The sequence below is a fragment of the Kribbella sp. NPDC051620 genome (assembly GCF_044453825.1).
Taxonomy (GTDB): Bacteria; Actinomycetota; Actinomycetes; order Propionibacteriales; family Kribbellaceae; genus Kribbella.
Genome location: NZ_JBITDB010000003.1, coordinates 1,136,634 through 1,153,733, shown reverse-complemented (window position 1 = coordinate 1,153,733; position 17,100 = coordinate 1,136,634). Strand labels below are relative to the sequence as shown.

Annotated in this window: 11 protein-coding genes and 1 pseudogene; 8 read left to right on the top strand and 4 right to left on the bottom strand. The window is 64.3% G+C overall.

Going from position 1 to position 17,100, the window contains the following annotated elements:
• Positions 1 to 89 precede the first annotated feature (89 nt).
• The 3 genes from ACIA12_RS18355 (at position 90) to ACIA12_RS18345 (ending at position 6,047) form a co-directional block, all read left to right on the top strand.
• The gene (locus tag ACIA12_RS18355; RefSeq protein WP_396368175.1) at positions 90 to 908 is read left to right on the top strand and encodes a hypothetical protein; all 819 of its coding nucleotides are present in this window, start codon (positions 90 to 92) and stop codon (positions 906 to 908) included.
• Positions 905 to 5,155, top strand: coding sequence for an AAA family ATPase (locus ACIA12_RS18350; RefSeq protein WP_396368174.1), 4,251 nt, complete (start codon positions 905 to 907; stop codon positions 5,153 to 5,155). The genes ACIA12_RS18355 and ACIA12_RS18350 overlap by 4 nt, the downstream gene beginning before the upstream one ends.
• A gap of 205 nt (positions 5,156 to 5,360) precedes the next feature.
• On the top strand, positions 5,361 to 6,047 hold the full coding sequence (locus ACIA12_RS18345; RefSeq protein ID WP_396368173.1) for a hypothetical protein: 687 nt from the start codon (positions 5,361 to 5,363) through the stop codon (positions 6,045 to 6,047).
• Between the two features lie 32 nt (positions 6,048 to 6,079).
• Here ACIA12_RS18345 and ACIA12_RS18340 read toward each other — a convergent pair.
• Positions 6,080 to 6,232 (bottom strand): annotated as a pseudogene (locus ACIA12_RS18340) (DUF4913 domain-containing protein); the annotation flags it as partial.
• 23 nt (positions 6,233 to 6,255) lie between these two features.
• On the opposite strand from ACIA12_RS18340, the gene ACIA12_RS18335 reads away from it, so the two are divergent.
• The 5 genes from ACIA12_RS18335 to ACIA12_RS18315 all read left to right on the top strand — a co-directional run bounded on the left by ACIA12_RS18335 (position 6,256) and on the right by ACIA12_RS18315 (position 11,447).
• Positions 6,256 to 6,627, top strand: coding sequence for a hypothetical protein (locus ACIA12_RS18335; RefSeq protein WP_396368172.1), 372 nt, complete (start codon positions 6,256 to 6,258; stop codon positions 6,625 to 6,627).
• A gap of 165 nt (positions 6,628 to 6,792) precedes the next feature.
• Positions 6,793 to 7,698 (top strand): hypothetical protein, encoded by a 906-nt coding sequence (locus ACIA12_RS18330; protein WP_396368171.1) that lies wholly within the window; start codon positions 6,793 to 6,795, stop codon positions 7,696 to 7,698.
• Positions 7,611 to 9,011 (top strand): hypothetical protein, encoded by a 1,401-nt coding sequence (locus tag ACIA12_RS18325; protein WP_396368170.1) that lies wholly within the window; start codon positions 7,611 to 7,613, stop codon positions 9,009 to 9,011. Before ACIA12_RS18330 ends, ACIA12_RS18325 begins: the two co-directional genes overlap by 88 nt.
• 321 nt (positions 9,012 to 9,332) lie before the next feature.
• Complete coding sequence (locus ACIA12_RS18320; RefSeq protein WP_396368169.1) at positions 9,333 to 9,536, top strand: hypothetical protein; 204 nt, start codon at positions 9,333 to 9,335, stop codon at positions 9,534 to 9,536.
• A gap of 87 nt (positions 9,537 to 9,623) precedes the next feature.
• On the top strand, positions 9,624 to 11,447 hold the full coding sequence (locus ACIA12_RS18315; RefSeq protein ID WP_396368168.1) for a hypothetical protein: 1,824 nt from the start codon (positions 9,624 to 9,626) through the stop codon (positions 11,445 to 11,447).
• Between the two features lie 125 nt (positions 11,448 to 11,572).
• Here ACIA12_RS18315 and ACIA12_RS18310 read toward each other — a convergent pair whose 3' ends face one another.
• The 3 genes from ACIA12_RS18310 to ACIA12_RS18300 all read right to left on the bottom strand — a co-directional run bounded on the left by ACIA12_RS18310 (position 11,573) and on the right by ACIA12_RS18300 (position 17,020).
• A complete protein-coding gene (locus ACIA12_RS18310) occupies positions 11,573 to 11,815 on the bottom strand; it encodes a hypothetical protein (protein WP_396368167.1) in 243 nt (80 codons plus the stop codon).
• 142 nt (positions 11,816 to 11,957) lie between these two features.
• A complete protein-coding gene (locus tag ACIA12_RS18305) occupies positions 11,958 to 12,038 on the bottom strand; it encodes a hypothetical protein (RefSeq protein ID WP_396368303.1) in 81 nt (26 codons plus the stop codon).
• Positions 12,039 to 13,039: 1,001 nt separating this feature from the next.
• Positions 13,040 to 17,020, bottom strand: a complete 3,981-nt coding sequence (locus ACIA12_RS18300; RefSeq protein WP_396368166.1) for an IPT/TIG domain-containing protein — start codon at positions 17,018 to 17,020, stop codon at positions 13,040 to 13,042.
• Positions 17,021 to 17,100: the final 80 nt, after the last annotated feature.

The window sequence follows — 17,100 nt, the reverse complement described above, 5'->3', positions numbered from 1 at the left end:
GCCGGCTGAGGGCTGGACGATACAGCTGTGGAACGACACGCTGTGCTGGGACTTCTTTTGCTGGAGCAGCAGGTGGAGGGGTGGGGGACTTGGTCGATGTGGTGGGCGTGCATGGAATCAGCCAGCAGCAGGCCGGGCGGCTTCAGTTGCTTGAGCCGTGGCGGCTTGCGCTGGCGGATGGGATCGAGCGCGCGCGCGGCCGGGGTGTCCGGACGCCGACGCTGGACGTTGCGTACTACGGAGACCTGTTCCTGGTCGATTCCACGACCAAAGGTGGGTCAAGCGAGGTCATCGAGGCCGACACGGTGTCGTTCTTCGAGGAGATCCAGGACGCGGTCGTCAACGAGGACGAGGCCGGGTCCACGCCGGGCAAGGGCATGACGGGCGTGCCGGTACCGCTGGGCCGGCTCGCTGCCTGGCTCGAACGGCGGTATGGCGTCGCCGGCCGGCTGCTGTTCTTTGGCGACCTCGTCCAGGTGCATCGCTATCAACACGACGACGTCCTTGCGACTGCCGCGCACGCTCGGATCCGGGAAGCATTGGCCGGGGGACCGCGCGTCATGGTCGGTCACTCGCTCGGCAGCGTGGTCGCGTACGAGGCGCTGTGCAGGATCCCGAACCACGGCATCACCACGCTGGTCACGATCGGCTCACCTCTCGGCCTGCGCAGCATCCGCCAACGCCTTCGTCCTGTCGCATCGCGCTCGGGCCTGCCGCCCGGCGTACGAACCTGGGTAAACATCTACGATCCGCGCGACCCCGTGTCCCTGGCCGGGCCGCTAATGCCGTACTGGCCGACCGTTGCCGACGCGACCGTTGATAACGGCAACGATCCACACGCAGTCGCGCGCTACCTGGGTAAACGCGCGACCGGCGCGGCGATCGCGGACTCCCTGACGGTCGCATGAGCGCCGACGACATCCTCCGCCGCCGGTTCATCGCGATTGCGACCGACACCTTCGCCGCGGACGCGGTCTACCCGTCGCTCGATGTCGCGGCGGAACTCGATGCGGTGGCCAGTTGGGTTATGGATGCCGGGTTGCAGGATCGACAGTTCACCGACCGCGGATACGAGTCGCTCGCGCAGTCTCCGACGTATGAGCAGATCCGGCAGCTGATGACCGCCGGGTCCGAGCTCAACTCGAGCGATGCGGTGTTCCTGTATGTCACCGGGCACGGCCAGACCGAGGACGGTGCCCACTGGGTCGTGCTGCACGACAGTCAGCCAGGCAGGCTGTCGCACAAGTCGCTCGGTACGGCGGAGCTGATCAGGTGGATCGCGGGGTATCGCGATCTCACCCAGGTCGTCATCATCGTGGACCTCTGCCAAGCTGCGGATGCCGGCGATGAACTGCCTGCGGCGCTCCAGCGTGATCTGCCCGAGGGATGGTTCGTGATTTTCACGGCGCCTGCCGGTCGTGACGCAGGGCTGGGAGCCTTCTCCGGTGTGCTGAACGAGCTGATCACCGAGTACCGCGAGGGTCGCGGGCCGGGGAACAACAACTTCGACCCATATCTGAAGGCGTCCGACGTCCTCGATGCGCTCAAGCAACGGATGTTCGAGCGGCACGGCCAGAAGCTGACGGTCATCAACCAGCCGTACGGCACGAGCGTCTGCCTGCCGAATCCGAGGTTCGACTCGGCCGCCGTCGCCCCGGTCGCGACCGATCCCGCCCGCCAGGATCTCGCCGTGTTGCAGAGCGCGCTCGACACGCACTGGCTGCACCGCGCACCTGTCACATCGTCAGCGGGGTCTGTCTTCACCGGGCGGAAGCGGCTGATGAACCAGCTAATCGAGTTCGCGACCGGTGAGCCGGGATCGCTGGTCGTCACCGGCCGCGCCGGCTGCGGGAAGTCCGCCGTACTCGCGCGGTTGGTGACCTGCAGCGACGCGAAGTTCCGGGACGAGTACGCCGAGACACTCGCGGTCGCCGAGCCGGTGCCACCGATCGGCTCGGTCGATGTCGCCGTCCTCGCCACAGGCAAGACAACGGACCAGGTCGCCCGCCAGCTGGGCGAATCGCTGCTGGTGCCCGCGCCGCCGGGCAATAGCCTCGACGACTGGATCATCGCGATCACGCGGCACCTGTCGAACCGCGCCGAGATACCGACGGTGGTCATCGACGGTCTGGACGAGGCCAGCGATCCGACTGCTGTCGCGCTGGCCCTCCTCCAGCGCCTGAACCCGGGCAACCGGCTCATGCGGCTTCTCATCGGCGTGCGGTCGTCCGGATCCGAGGCGGACGAGTCCAGCGGCGATCACGAACTGTCCGACGTCGTCGTCAGTGCGCTCGGCGCGGCGCGGCTGCGCGTCGACGCCGACGAGTTCTGGGAGCACGACGATCTGGCTAGCTACGCGGCGCAACTGCTGAGCAGAGGAGGTACGCCGTCCGCCGGACAAAGGAATCTGGCCGACCGGATCGCGGCCGGCGCGGAACGGTCGTATTTCCTGACCGGACTGGCGGCCCGCCAGCTGGCGGAGATCCCGCCGGGCGATGTTGACGACGACCGCCTGCTGGGTGTGCTCGGGACCAGTGTCAGCCAGCTGGTGCTCAACGATCTGGAGGTGTCGATACCGGACGAACGCACGCGCTTGACGGTGTGGCGCCTGTTCCGGGCAGCAGCGTTGTCTTTCGGCCGAGGCATCCCGTGGCGCGACATCTGGCCGGCGGCCGCGACGGCTGTCGACGGTACGGACGCGGTCGACTCCGATGACGTTCTTCACCTGCTCAATCACCACGCGAGCGGCTACCTCATCCGCGACCTCGAAGACGGCGCTGTCGTCTACCGCCTCTTCCACGAGAAGCTCCGCGAAGCCTTAGCCGAGGGGCGTGCCGGTTCCTCGGATCGCGCCACCGCTCAACGCAACATCACTCGAGCCCTGCTGACCGCAGCCGGTTGGGACGGCACCTCTCGGACGACCGACGTCCCGCCCTACATCCGCCGCCACCTCCCGAGTCACGCCGCTGCGGCCGGCGTGCTCGAGAGCATTCTCGACGCCGAGAAGCTGCCGTATCTCGATCCCGTCCGCATCGCCGACCTCCTCCGTCTGACCCAATCCGCGTCCCAGTCCGAGCTCTGGAATCTCCTGGGAGCTTGGCGGTCCATCCGGCATCGGCTGACCTGGGAGGATCCTCGAGGCAACGCTGCCGCCCTGGATGCGGCACTTCTCGCCACCGGCGCCATCCCTCCGGCCCGCCCCGGTCCGGGCCCGACCTGGCATGCCCGCTGGTCCACCTGGATGATCGGCGGGACCGTCGTCGAAACGTCACTCCGTTCCCCCCAGGGGTTTTCGACTGGGGCGCGCTGGCCGCACGCGGTGTTCGGGTCCGTCGCGGATCACGTGGTTCTGGCCGTGGGACTTCGCAACGGCACCGTTGTGTTGTCGGACGCGTCGACGGGGCAACTCCTCGGTGAGCCGCTGCGCGGGCCGGAGGACCTGGGTGCGGTGGCGATGTCCGGAACGACGCTCGCCGCCATCAGTCGTAGTGGTGAGCTGTGGATCTGGGACGCGACGACGCGGGTCCGCCGCCATGTCGTTCAGCTGGGAGGCGGGTTGTTCCGAAGTCTTGCGATGGCGCGGTGGCACGATCGGGTCATCGTGGCTGCCGCAGGCGGGAGCGGCTTACTGAGAGTGTTGTGGGCGGACGACACCGGCGGGTCTGCGACGGCGATCCTGGCGCCCGAGGTCGTTCGTTCGCTGACTTTGGTCGAGACCTCGTCCGGGGTGCTGGCGGCGCTCGGGCACGGGAACGGGGAGGTGACCATCTGGAATCTCGACAACCCCCGCGAGGCATTCGCGCGGCTGGATGTTGGCAGCGAGGTCAACGGAGTGGACCTTGTCGAGTCCGACGGTTCCGGGGTCCGGGTGGCGGTCGGTACCAACTCCGGGCGGGTGACTGTCTGGGACGTTGGGCCGGACGCCGCGGAGCAGATGACGCCCGGTTGGTCCTACGACAACGAGATCCGCGCCGTTGCCTTCGGCGTCGTCGATGGGAGGCTCATGCTCGCCGCCGGCGACGAGAACGGCGAGGTTCATCTCGGGGGATGGACCGATGAGCAGGCCGACAGCGTTGACTTGCCCCATCCGGATCGCATCACCACGGTCGAGTTCGGCACGGTCGACGGGCGGACCATGCTGGCCACCTCCTGCCTGGACGGCAACACCCGGCTGTGGGATCCGGTGCAGCCGTCGGCGACCCGGATCTCTTCACCTCGCCGCGCCGCGTCAGTGGTGCTCGTGCCGCGGGCGGGTACCGAGACGCCGGACGTTGTTACTGGCAACGACCAGGGCGTGGTGCAGTGGTGGAGCGGTGATGGTGCTCATCGGTTGGCCGAGGTCCACGAGCCGGGCGTGACGGCAACGGATAAATGGTCCCGCGGTCCGACGGTCGGCGTCGCCGCCGGGTACGTCGACGATCGCTTGACCGTGCTCACGTCGTACCTGGGAACCGTTCGGTTGCTGCAGTTCGCGTCGCCCGACGTGCCCTCGCAGACGGTCCGAGAGTTCCCGGGGGTAGATCCGCGCGGCCGACCGACCACGCTGTTCGTCGGCGCCGGCCGGGTGTTGTTCGCCACCCAGAATCTCCAGCCAAAAACGGTTCAGGTGTACGACGTACTCGCAGGTCGCAGAATGCGCCTTCGGCACCGCACGCTGCGGGCCGCTCCGACCGAGGTGATGGTGCACGGACTCCATCACGGACTCGGGAACACGTGGATGTCGTTCACCACCGAGGACAAGCGGCTGCGGTTGATCGAGGTCGGCGGTCGTGACCTGATCGGTAAACCGATCAGGATCGACAGCCAGAGCGCGAAAGTCGCGCTGGGCCAGATCGGGGACGAAGCGGTGATCGGCGTACTGACACCTGGCACACTCCGGCTGTGTGACCCGACGACAGGAACTGACCGGATCGCGCCGATCCAGACCTCAGAGACAGTTGGGTCCGTCACCTTTGCGCGGGTGGGATCGCGGGATGTGGTGGTGACTGGTCACCACTCCACGGTCCGGGTTTGGAATCCGTCCACCGGACGGAGGCTCACTCAGCTCGCGTTCGGGACGCCGATCGACAGTGTCGACGTTCATACCACGACAGATGGCAGGCTGTTCGTCGCTGTCGGCGGGCCAGGACTCCTACTGACCGAGCTGCGGATTTGAGGTACTGGGCGACCGGTGGAACCGAGGCATCGTCGCCGTCGGCACCGTTTGTGCTGGTCGGCATGTTCAGCCGCCGACGCCGCTTCGCCGCTGCTCGTAGCAGCTTCGGACTTGTAAGGAACATTGTGGAACATGGCGCGCCTTACATAAGGCAGCTTATCGGCCTACGAACGCTAGCCTTGATTGTCGAAGGCTGGAGGGATGCATGGCGCTCGCAAGTAGGGTCCTCGGCAGTTCCGGAGTTCGTCGGCAGTTGCGGGCACAGTTGGAGGCGGCCGAGCTACGCAGCAAGCAAGAGGTAACTGAGCTGCGCTCGCAAGTGGAGCAAGCCGAGTTGCGCGCGCAGCGAGCCCAAGCCGGACCAGGATGGCGTCTGGCTGCAGTGGGGGCTGCTCTACTTGCTCTTCTCGGCGTTGGGGGGACTGTGGCCGGCGCCGCCATCGGCGCAGGTTCGGCGAGCAAGACCACCTCTCAGCAACAAGGCGAGGAACGAGACCGAGAGGCCAGAGAAAAGCGGGGGCAGGTGTACGCCGACTATCTGTCTGCGACGGCTCTATACCAAGCAGGACTAGAGAGATTGCAGCAGTCGAAGGCTCAGGGGGACGCTGCCGAGACAGAGTTCCGGGCGCTTGTCGTGCTCTACCAAACCTTCGTCAACAAGGCAGACCTTGTTTTCATCTACGGCAGCGATGATGCCTGGGAGGCTCACCTGATGATCCGATCTGCTATTCCTGAAGTCATGGGAGGGCCTGCGGGTGGAATCTCCGGCCCTGTCGGCATGGAAAACTACAATAGTGCCTATAACTCGTTCCAAGCTGTGTTCTGCAGAGAGGCGTCGGCTCGGCCTCGAGCTGGCTGTGGCAAGACCGTTCAGAGGGGTCCGGGTAACTGACCAAGGGTCTCGAGTACGAACCCAGTCCGGCGTCAGACGTTGTACGTGAGCGGGTCGTACAGCTCCGCTGGCGGTTTCGCGAACGGCAGCGGTTCGTGCTTGGCGTTCACCGCGTGGCCAGCGAGGGTGCAGCCTTTGAATGGGCCGTTGGCGTCGAGCAGTCGAGGCATGTGGTGGTCGGCGTGGTCGCGCCACCACGCTCATGCCGGTGCCCGGCTCACGACGGTACTCCCATGGCCGCGAGCGGACGCTCAGCTCAACGCACGAGCAGATCGAGGAGCTCACCACCGAAACCGCCCGTGCCCAGGCCAAGCTCGGGCAGCCGTTCAAGTACCGCGACGAGCTGACCGCCGCCTACGCCACCATCCGCAAGGCGATCAGCGCCGACCTCGCCCAAGCTGCTGACCCGCCGGCTCGGCCAGCGGCCGCGGATCCGGAGGTCGCAGCTTCACTCGCCGTCCTTGGCGCCACTTACGCCATACCGCCACAAGCCAGCGGGCGACCCAGGTGGATTTGGGCGGCACCCGGCCGTACAGTCCACCGACTTCCCGAGCGCGACAGCACCGTCTCCGTCGACTAGGTTGAGCCGAGGACTGCTTTGTCGGGCCCGGTCGCTACGCTGAATCACCGCCCCACGCGGCGATCCTGATCCCCCACCTGACGGAGTACGCCCGATGACCGACAACCGCTCTGCTCGCCCCGTCTCCGCTGGCATGTCGGTAAGTGCTACTGCGGTGATCTCGGAGTGACGTTGCTCGACGAGGTGATCGCAGGGGCCACCGGAGACACCCGGATCGCGAGCCTTCTTCGCCAGGTGAAGATCCTCGCATCCCGAACCGGGGCGGCCCCACTGGAGGACTGGATCGGGCACGAGCTGGATGGTTACCCAGACGATGTCGAGCTGCCGACGTACAGGGGTCCGTTTCCTGTTCCTGTGCTCGGACACTTCTTTGGGCCGTTCCAGAGCCAGATGAAGAACGTCCCAATCCCGCGAGCTTGTTTCGCTCAGCAGTTGGACGCGGATCATCTGTTCGAGATGCAGATGCGTGAGCCGATCGCGCGGATTGAGACCATGGCGTCGCAAGACGGGGCAACTCTCGCCTGGTCCGGGGACACCATCAACCTGTTCAACTGGGGTCTGGACAATGGTCGGGTCCAATCTCCCTTGAATGATGGCTATGTGCTGGGCCAGGCCACGATGCCTGTCGCGAAAGATGTCTACGTGGGCGTGCTCGACGGCGTTCGTAACAGGATCCTGGATCTGACACTTCAACTGGAGAAGGTAGTTCCTGTCGCGGGTCAGGCCACTACAACGGATGCCGAACAGGCCCTCGCCGGGAAGGTCATCAACAACTACTTCTACGCGAGCTCAAACGTCGCAATTGACAGCACCGACGTCAAACAATCTGTGAAGCCGCCGGCCAAGGGAGACATCGAAGGGCTGATCGAATTCCTGCGGCGGGCAGGCGTGACGCAGGACATGCTCAGCGAACTTCGAGCCGCCGCAGAAGCCGACGGAGAAGACCCGGGCACTGGGACCGGCCGCTGGACTCGCGTGCGCGGATGGTTTGCGAGGGTGGCCACCGACGCTGGAACAGAAGCGATCGGCGGTGCCGTAGCGACGGCCGCCATTGGGTTTCTTGGTGGCTGAGGATGACCCTACTGGACGAGGTGATTGTCGGTGCGAGCGGAGATGCCCGGATCGCCAACTTGCTTCGGCAGGTGAAGATCCTGGCGTCACGAACCGGCGCTGATCCTCTGGGTGACTGGATTGACCACGAGCTCAATGGCTATACGGAGGAGACCAAACTCCCGACATACCGCGGCCCCTTCGGCATCCACGTGTACGGCCACTTCATGAGCCTCGACGGTAGAGAGGAGGCGACGGACGTGCAGATCCCGCAGTACACCTTCGACCAGACGGAAGCCGGTGCCGACTGGTTCAGAGTGTTCCTGCGAGAGCCGGTTGCCATGGTGGAGAGCATGGCAACCGAAGAACAGACGACGATTGTCTGGAGCGCGGACATGGTCGGCGCCTACAACTCGTGGGTGGAGGCCGGCAAGGTGCGTCCGGTCTTCACCGGTGGCGGAGCACGCCTGGTCGGCGCGAAGAGCTACATCTCTCGCCACCGCTTTGTAGGAGCACTCGACGGGGTGCGCGGCCGGATTCTCGATCTCGCTCTGCAGCTGGAGAAGGTCGTGCCGGAGGCCGGCCAGCCCAGCGCGCCGTCGGCCGAGCAGGCCTTCGCTGCGATCATCATCAACAACCACTTCCACGCCAGCTCGAACGTCGCGATCGACAGCACTCAAATCAAGCAGTGGGTCAACTCCCCCGCTAGGGGAGACATCGAAGGGCTGGTCGGCTTCCTACGCGAGCAGGGCATGAAGCCCGACTTGCTTACCGAGCTCCGCGACGTCGCGAACGCTGATCAAACAGATCACGAGGACACCGGTCGGTGGACTCGAGTACGCCGATGGTTCGTGAGGGTTGGGACGGAAGCTGGAACCGGAGCCGACGGCGGTGCTGTCGCGGCGGCGGCGGTGGGGTTTCTCAGCGGCAAGATGAAGGTGCTATCCACTCAGGCCCAGGATGTCCAGCAGGTCCTTGCGCAGACCGAGCGGGCGGATCAGGCCATGATCGGCGACCGGCCCGCGCTGCGAGCCGGGAGTCGGATCGAAGCAGTTCAGCGGTACTACGATCTGCTCGGTCAGCGCCTTCGATCGAGGATCGAGTCGCATCAGAACACCGCTGATCTGGAGCAGCTGAACGTTGACGAATTGGCCGGCATCCTGGCAGGGCAGGGCGAGGTCGATTCGACGCTGCACGATGGCATCGATGTTCTGAGCCGTATGTACCAGCTGATCCGCACCGATCCGCAGTTGGTCGAGGATGACTTGCACCTCCAGGCGTTCCTGTCGCTCGCCCAATCCATCGCCGGCAGGCTCGTCGTGTCGAACGAGTAATTGTCATCTGAGCCCCCGATGCCGGGGTGGGGACTTGCGCTGCGTCAAGCATGTGAGCCCGTCGCTCGGCCACTGACCCTTCGCCGTGCTTCCAGTTAGCTGCGCGTCCTGGAAGCACGGCCGCATCTTCGTATCACCCCTGTCCACCGGACCTGGAACGTGAGCCGAGTCGTCGGGAGCGCCGGCCGAGAAGTACGAGCAGAACTCCTTCGGAGCTCCTGCGGCGAGCTTCACTGGTTTCCGATGACACAGCGGCCCGGACACTTAGCAGCACCGCATAGATGTACCCCGTGACAACGGCGCTGAGAGGAATGTAGGCCAATGGAACGCCGTAGGTGGCCGCGGCAACGAGGGCTGCGCCGCGGTCTGGCCACCGAAGACATCCAGGAACTCACCATGCACGCCGACGTCCGCACCGTCATGATCTACCTCGACAACGACGGCCGGAACGAACGCGTCGCCGCAATCACCGACGACCTCGGCCGCGTCATGCGCGACGATCGCCGGGGCCGCCCATGCCTATGAGTCGTAGCCGCGGGAGTACTCCAACGTCCGGTGACGCGTTGCCGCGTACTGCGGTCCGGCCACCGCCTTCGGCACCTCCTGCCGCACTTGATCCGAACTGGCGCTGCGCGCCCGTTCGTCCTGCTGGCGCTACGTATCCTGACCGGGTGTTCTGTCGAATCGGCCCACGCAGGCGGCCCCAACATCCAGATCGGTCGATTGATGTCTAACGACTCCGCATCGGTACGCTCACATGCCCTCGCAGACGACGCGATAGAGCTACTTCAGCTTGTGTGGGAGGAGTTCGACCGTGCAGGCAACTGGCCCACGTTCGAGACGATCGACCGGACACTCCTCAGCCGTGATGATGACGTCGACCTGAAAGCGCTGATCGGTCAGATTCCGACCACACATCTGCACGGCGGGCGGCCTTCAGGAGGAGCGCGTCCCGATCCCAAGGGCCCGCTGTCCCTCACAGTCGCAGGTGCAGCGGCCTGCTCCGGCACCGAGCAAGTCCTTCAAGTAATCATCACAGCCGCGCGCCTTGGAGCGGCGACCTATCGAGGAGGCCCCGCACAGCCTGCAGCAGTGACGTTCGACCAGGTGCTCGAGGAGCTGCAACTCGACCTGTCTGACACAGAGCAGCAGCAACTCGGCCGGCGATCGTCGATGCTCCTCAGCTGGGAACCCTGGAAATCGCAGACCACCATCGACGAGAGAGGAGGGTGGACGCTCGAGCTCGACGGCGATATCCGGCTCTACAAGAACGTCACCACCTTCGCGGAGTACCAGCAGGCCCGTGCTCGGCAAGTGGCTGCACAGCAGGCTCAGGCTGCGTCTCCCGGTGAAATATGGGCCCCGATGCCGTACAGCGCCGAACGTGCGATCCCGGCCGCCCTTCCACCAGACGATGACGCGGCCGACCCGGCGTACCGGCTTTCCACCCAGGAGGTCCGGCAGTTGGAGATCCTGGCATCGATCGACGCAGAGGCCGGCCAGAGAGCCGGAGTCGAGGTACCGATCACCGGCCTGTTCGATGATCAGCCGACCGAAGAACGTCGCAGTCTGCTCCATGACGAGCTGGAGGCACTGGAGGCATCGGGTCTGATCGACAACCTGCTGACACCGAACAACTTCGGCGGCCACTACTGCAAACTCACCCCGGCCGGCGCCGACCGTGTCGAGCGCATTCGCCAGCTCCGCGCCGACGTCCCCCGTCGGCGCAGGGCAGCTCGCGACGTTGCCTTGCGCCAGCTCTATGACTCGAAGATGCGGATGCCTTCTACCCCCGCTCTGTTCTACGGCGAATCCTTCAGCCGCGATGAACTCAGGAAGGCGTTGCCGTGGCTCCACGAACGAGGTCTCATCACCGGAACCATCTCCGCCAGCGGCAGCGTCTTCGGTGCCGAGATCTCCAGCTCTGGTGAAGACTGGATCGAGGATGGTAAGACGTTCGACCAAGCAACCCCAGGGCCGCAAGTGCGTTCAGAGGTTCCTCCCTCACGAATCGCAGCTGTCGAGATCCCCGCTGACAGGGTCATCACCAACCACTTCTACGGCAGCTCGAACGTCGCTATGAACAGCACCAACGTCAAGCAAACAGTGAAGCCACCAGCCCCTCAGGCCACCGATAGGCCGGCGAACCAGTCGAAGGACGAAAAGGCATCGCCCGGCTCCCACCCGGTCTTGGTGTTCATCGGCGCCGCGGTAGGCATCTTCGGCAGCGTGTCGGGTGTCATCCAGGCCACCGCAGCAATCTGGGCGCAGGTCACTGGCGCGAGCCTCGTCGTGATCACGATCGGCGTGCTCGTCCTGTGCTGGGTTAAGTGGAACCGATGGCCGTGGATCCGGAAGGCAGGGCTAGTGACGGCCATCATGCTTGCCCTGGGCATCGGTGCCGTGCTGATCCTCGGGAACGTCCAGCAGCAGTAGCCCGCGGTTGGCGACCGCAGCTCGCCGGCGGCGATCAGCCGGCGGACGTCGTTGGTCGAGCAGCGCAGGGCTCTGGCGGCCTCGGTCAGGAGGACAACGGCGAGGCGTCGGCTGGGGTTGGCGAGTTAATCAGCCGGCGTACAAACGAGTTCGCCGCCGAACTGCCCGGACTGCTCAATGATCCGGAAGCCGTGGCGCTCCAGTTCGAGGCGCAGGGCCTCGGCCGTCAGGTGACGGCGGTTCGGGATGTACCAGGAGCTGCCGAATCGGACCGAATCGGTGACCTGGGTTGGCACTGGGGCCCAGACGATGCCGGTCCTCGGGTCATAGTGGTCATCGTCGTCGTAGACGCGGCCGGGTTCATACATCGCGGTGCTGATCAGATACCGGCCATCAGGTTGGAGCCGACGGTGCACGCCCGTCAGGACGTTGCCGCGGTCGACGTCTGTGAGTGGCCCCCACTGTTACCTCATGGAATCGCTGTGGAAGCTCGGCGAGGGTGCGCTCGGATCAGATCCAGCCAGCCTGCTTAGCGTTGTTCATGGCCTCGATCCGGCTTCTGGAGTTGGTCTTGGCGAGGATGCGGGCCAGGTAGGTGCGGACCGTGCCGGCGCTGAGGCTGAGTTCGCGAGCAAATCTCTTGGGCAGTCGCGCCGGTGCTGACCAGCAGGAGTACGTTGGTCTCGCGCTTGGTCAAAGGGCTGTCGCCGCGGGGTATAGCGTCGGTGTTTCCGTCTGCTATGGCTTGGCGAAGCCAGTGCTGGGCTTCGAAGTCGTCGCCACGGGCGAGAAGGATGTTGGCGAGGTGGATCAACGCCGCGGTGTTCCCTGCGAGCTTTCCTTTCACCCGTTCGTACGCCATCGCTGTCGCCGTGGTCATGTCCTTCTCGCGGGCGAGCGGAGGAAGGGCCAGTGCTTCCTCGACCGCAGGGTGGCGCTCTGGACTCGCTTTAGATGCCCGGTGAGGGTTGCGGCGGCGTATGCCGTCCGTGAAGCTCGAGTCGACAGATGCAGGCCGAGAGCTGACTAGTCAGTCGATCGCGAGCTCCAGGACTCCCATGTCCAAACCCGCCAACGACGCGCTGACCGTGATCACTCCGACCAAAACGCCGGAATTGTCGCCAGAGGTCGCTCGGATACTGCTCAGGATCGTCATGAGCGCGTCTGCCGCCAACTCAGCGTCGGACAGGGAGGCTGACCCGAGCGGTCCTGCCGAAAATGCTCGACCTAGTTTGGCTTCGAAGGATGGCGATAGATCGTCGGTCGAGTGACGCCGAAGGCGCGACCTCGCCGGCCACAGGGGTGTGATGGTGTCTTGGTCGGGCGTTGAGGATCGATCGTCTTCCGCACAGGCTGATGGACGTCGAGGAGGATCCCAAAAAGTCAGAGCGGCACACGGTTTCGGGTCTGGTTTTCGGGACGGTTTTCCGGTGTTTCGAGGTTCTGTCGAAGGTCCCGAGAACGACCGGTCGTCGGTTCGATTCCGACAGGCCGCTCTTACCCCGACGTCTTGCAGAGCTGAGCGTGGGCCGCGGAGCGCATAGCGCGGGTGCTGCGCTGCCAATCGTTCGATGCGGATAACGCAAGGGTGGCTACAAACCCCATGCGCGCAACCGCCACTGATTTGTTCCGCCAGGCTCGGGTGCCAGGATCTGTCCATCCGCCACGATCGGCGGCCCCTGAGTTACAAGTGGGAAGCTTGTCACGGTGCTCAGGTCGCTTGCCCGCAGGGCCGTTGCCGTTTCGCCATCCATGGTCCAAACGATGCTGCCCGCCAGCAGGAGCCTGCCGTTGACGTATGGGCTCGTGCTTGGCGTCGTAGCGAGTTCTCGTCCGGTCGCAGCATCCAATTTGACAATATTTGGGCTGTCCAGCAACCACACATATTGGCCACTTGAGGTTCGTGGTCCAGCTGCCCCTTGGTCAACCCGGGACCATACTGTGGCGCCAGTCCCGGGATCAAGCCCCAATAGCTCTGGAACCGGGTTTCCCACGCCCGAGGGAACATAGACGGTGGAGAGCAGCAGTGTGTTGTCGGCCACCATGAGATCGAAGCCACCGGGCGCATTAAAGAAGCGATTAAATTGCACTAATCCAGTCGACGGATCTACGCCCAACAGCCAAAAGTCCTGCCCGTCCCCGGATGCGACCTGTTTAGTCATGAATACCAGCGACCCGTCCGTTGCTCCGCCAAACGTGACGTCTGGGTACGGCGGAGACCAGTCCCACAGGACCTTTCCGGTCGCTATGTCTATGCCGCAGGTATCAATCCCGGTGGTGACGAGCCTCGCGCCAACGATCGTTACGCCACGTGGATATGCACACCGTGCGTCGGAGACGAGCCAGCGCACGGCTCGACTGGCTAGGTCGACTGCGAGTATCGCGCCGTTCGGGTAAGACGCGCCTCCGTACTCGTCGGTAACGAGGTAGAGATTCCCATCGCCTGGTGAGGCGGCGCTGCGCCATTGCGCGTCCAGTGGCAATGGGACTGCAAACGCTAGTGATCCGCTCGAGACGTTGAATGCGCGCAGGCTTGCGCCAACGGGCATATATGCAAGGCCATCTCTCACGATCGATGCTCGCTGCCAGCCGCGACCGAAATGATCAGCCGGATACGCGCTCGTTACCCAGCTCTGGTGTATATCTGCAGCCGTTGAGGCTGTGAGATGAGACTCGCCGAGATTAGCGATATCCGCCGCGGCACTCCCGAAGTCCGTTGACCAGGCATCGATGGAACCTGATCCGCCTGCGACTTGGTCGATCGTTACCTTCGCCTCTACCGTGGCGATCTGGCCCTTACTGTCCGTGAATCTAAGAGTGAACCCGGCCGCCCCCGCGCGAGTCGGTGTTCCGGCGATCATGCGGCCGGATAGGGACAGCCCTGCGGGCAAGTCGCCAGAGGTGATCGCCCATGTCCCTGTGCGGTGGTCAACTGTGTCGAGGGCAGCGCTGTACGGCTGCCCGGCGGTGCCGGCGGGCAGAGTGGTCGTGGTGATGGCTGGCGCTGACGGCGAGTTTGGTGGGGGAACCTCGGACAGCGGCACGCATGCCCTAAATATGTCGAGATCCAACTCCACCTGAAATGCTTGGAGTTTCCATTCCTTGACCCACAAGTTCAGGTAGGCATATAAGCTGCCGCGCAAATACGGAGTCAGGCTGACGCATACTTCTTGAGGGACACTGGTCACTTCAGCAGCGCCTTTCATTCCGCCGCCAAGAGACATGCCAACGCCAATGATGTCCAACTCACCTATCTGAATTTGAACACCCGCGTACGCTTCCGCCTCAAGCTTTCCAGAAGCAACGACGCTGGTCGGGTCAGAGGACTTGGCGTCGATCTTACGAATGGTGCCATCTGAGTTCGTGATGAAGCCGAGCATTCGGTAACTGTGCTGCTGAACGGTAATAGTGCCAGACGCGGTGATTGAGAACAGGATATCTGGCGTGATGGCAAGGGTGGCGCCTGTGTCACTCAATACGTACAGCTTCTTGTGCGCGTTCTGCCATGACGCGGAGAGTGAGCAATCGGCTTTGCCTTCGGCCGTCAGATTGAAGCCAATTGTTGGTTCGTATTGCGCCCAGATATCCACGAACGGCGTGGTGCTTCCCAGGTCGATCTCATGATGCACCTTTACGTTTGTCAGTTTCAGTGTCAGCGAGCCGTTCACGGCGACGGTGAGCCCAGCGGGGTCTAGGCATTTGAGCGCCGATGATTCAATCTTGCCGAAGTCGATCGTCCCGGTGAGGCTTCCCGCATTGGGGCTCGCGGTAGTGGTGCGGATCGCGCCCGGTGTCGCCAGCACGGAGGGAAATGATGGTGGTGGATCGTCGCCGATCGATCCGGTGAAGTCGACGCCGACGTGGTCCAGCACAGCGTCAACGGATGTCGCGGACACGGTCACCAATTGATCGCCATTGCTACTATCGCCTGCGGCGGTCACCATGCCAGCGAGACCAGTAGGAAACACCGCGTTGCCAGGCGGCAAGTAGTATCGCTCTCCCACTGACGGCGCTTGGGCGCTGGCGGACAGCGTCACAAACCAGGGCGCCATTCGGATCGAACCTCCCGCCACGCTTGCGTTGCCACCGGTGACAGACAACACGTCGCTCGCTGCGCTCGATAGGGTGCCTGCCGCAGGCATGAAGGTTGATTCGGATCGGTCCGGTGGATTCACAAACGAATATTGATCCGCGGGGGTGGTCGGACTTGTGCCACCAGCCGTCAAGACTCGGACGTCAACGGTTGCCGGCAATGAGGCGGGGGTCTTCACCTGGATGCTGGTCGCGGACAGCACAGTGAAGCTTGTAGCTGCAGATCCGCCGAAATCGACCTGGGTGACAAGAGCAAAGTTCGCTCCACTAATTGTCAGATTCTCTGCGCCCACAGCCGAGCCCGAGTGAGCGGAGAGCGCTGACACCTCTGGCAGCGAGGCGTATTCAAACCGGTCTCCTGTCACGGCTGGTGACGTACCGTATTGGGTGTTCACCCGGACGTCGACAATGCCTGCTGCTCCCGGCGGGGCTGTGACCAGCAGCGTCGTCGCCGAAAGCACGGACAACGAGGTGCCAGGAGTAGTGCCGAACATGACCGAGGAGACGTGCACGAAGCTCGATCCAATGATCTCCACGCGCCTGCCGCCGGCGGTCGGTCCTGCAGCAGGTGTCACCGAGCTGACCATGGGTGGTGCGACGTAGGTGTAGTGGTCCGCGGTCACGCTTGCCGAAGCACCGTAGCTAGTCCTCACCTGAACAGTCACGAGGCCGGCGGCGTGCGGCGGAGCGGTGACGAGCAGCTTTGTCGACGACACCACAGACAGCGTTGCGCCCGCGATCCCGGCAAACGTCGCCGCAGTCACATGCAGGAAGTTCGTTCCGGTCAGCGTGACCCGAGTGCCACCCGCGGTTGTGCCTGAGTTCGGTGTAACCGTTGTGATCCTTGGCGGTGCGACGTACGTGTAACGATCGGCGGCCACGATCGCTGAGGTGCCGTACGCAGTGATCACCCTTATGTCGACCCGGCCTGCCGAATGTGCGGGTGCGGTGACCGCCAGCTTCGTTGACGACAGCACGCTGATCGACGTGCCTGAGGCGACGCCGAACTTGACGGAGGTCACGTGCAGGAACCGGGCGCCGGTAATGGTCACCCTCGTTCCGGCTGCGGTCTTGCCTGACGTCGGTGATATCGCGCTGACCGCCGGCGGTGCGACATACGTGTAACGATCGGCGGCCACGATCGCTGAGGTGCCGTACGCAGTGATCACCCTTATGTCGACCCGGCCTGCCGAATGTGCGGGTGCGGTGACCGCCAGCTTCGTTGACGACAGCACGCTGATCGACGTGCCTGAGGCGACGCCGAATTTGACCGACCGTACGCGGGTGAACCCGGTCCCGGTCACGGTGACCCGGGTCCCGCCCGCCGTCTTGCCCGAGGTCGGCGACACCAACCTCACCACAGGCGTCGCGACCGCACCAGCCGGTTCGGCCGCTACCACCAGCCCAGCGATCACAGCGACCGCGGTGACCATGGCCAACCCGAACCCGCGCAACACTGAACGACTCGAACGCACCGTCATGGCGTCCCCCACCTTGCTGCCGCACCCCCCTGGCACCGGCAATAGCTCGGACGATACCGCAACGTTAATCGAGCGTCGAG

Coding starts and splice junctions, on each gene's coding strand:
- ACIA12_RS18345 (WP_396368173.1), top strand. CDS start 5,361: ATGGCGCTCGCAAGTAGGGTCCTCGGCAGTTCCGGAGTTCGTCGGCAG.
- ACIA12_RS18310 (WP_396368167.1), bottom strand. CDS start 11,815: ATGTATGAACCCGGCCGCGTCTACGACGACGATGACCACTATGACCCG.
- ACIA12_RS18325 (WP_396368170.1), top strand. CDS start 7,611: ATGGTTTGCGAGGGTGGCCACCGACGCTGGAACAGAAGCGATCGGCGG.
- ACIA12_RS18350 (WP_396368174.1), top strand. CDS start 905: ATGAGCGCCGACGACATCCTCCGCCGCCGGTTCATCGCGATTGCGACC.
- ACIA12_RS18300 (WP_396368166.1), bottom strand. CDS start 17,020: ATGACGGTGCGTTCGAGTCGTTCAGTGTTGCGCGGGTTCGGGTTGGCC.
- ACIA12_RS18320 (WP_396368169.1), top strand. CDS start 9,333: ATGGAACGCCGTAGGTGGCCGCGGCAACGAGGGCTGCGCCGCGGTCTG.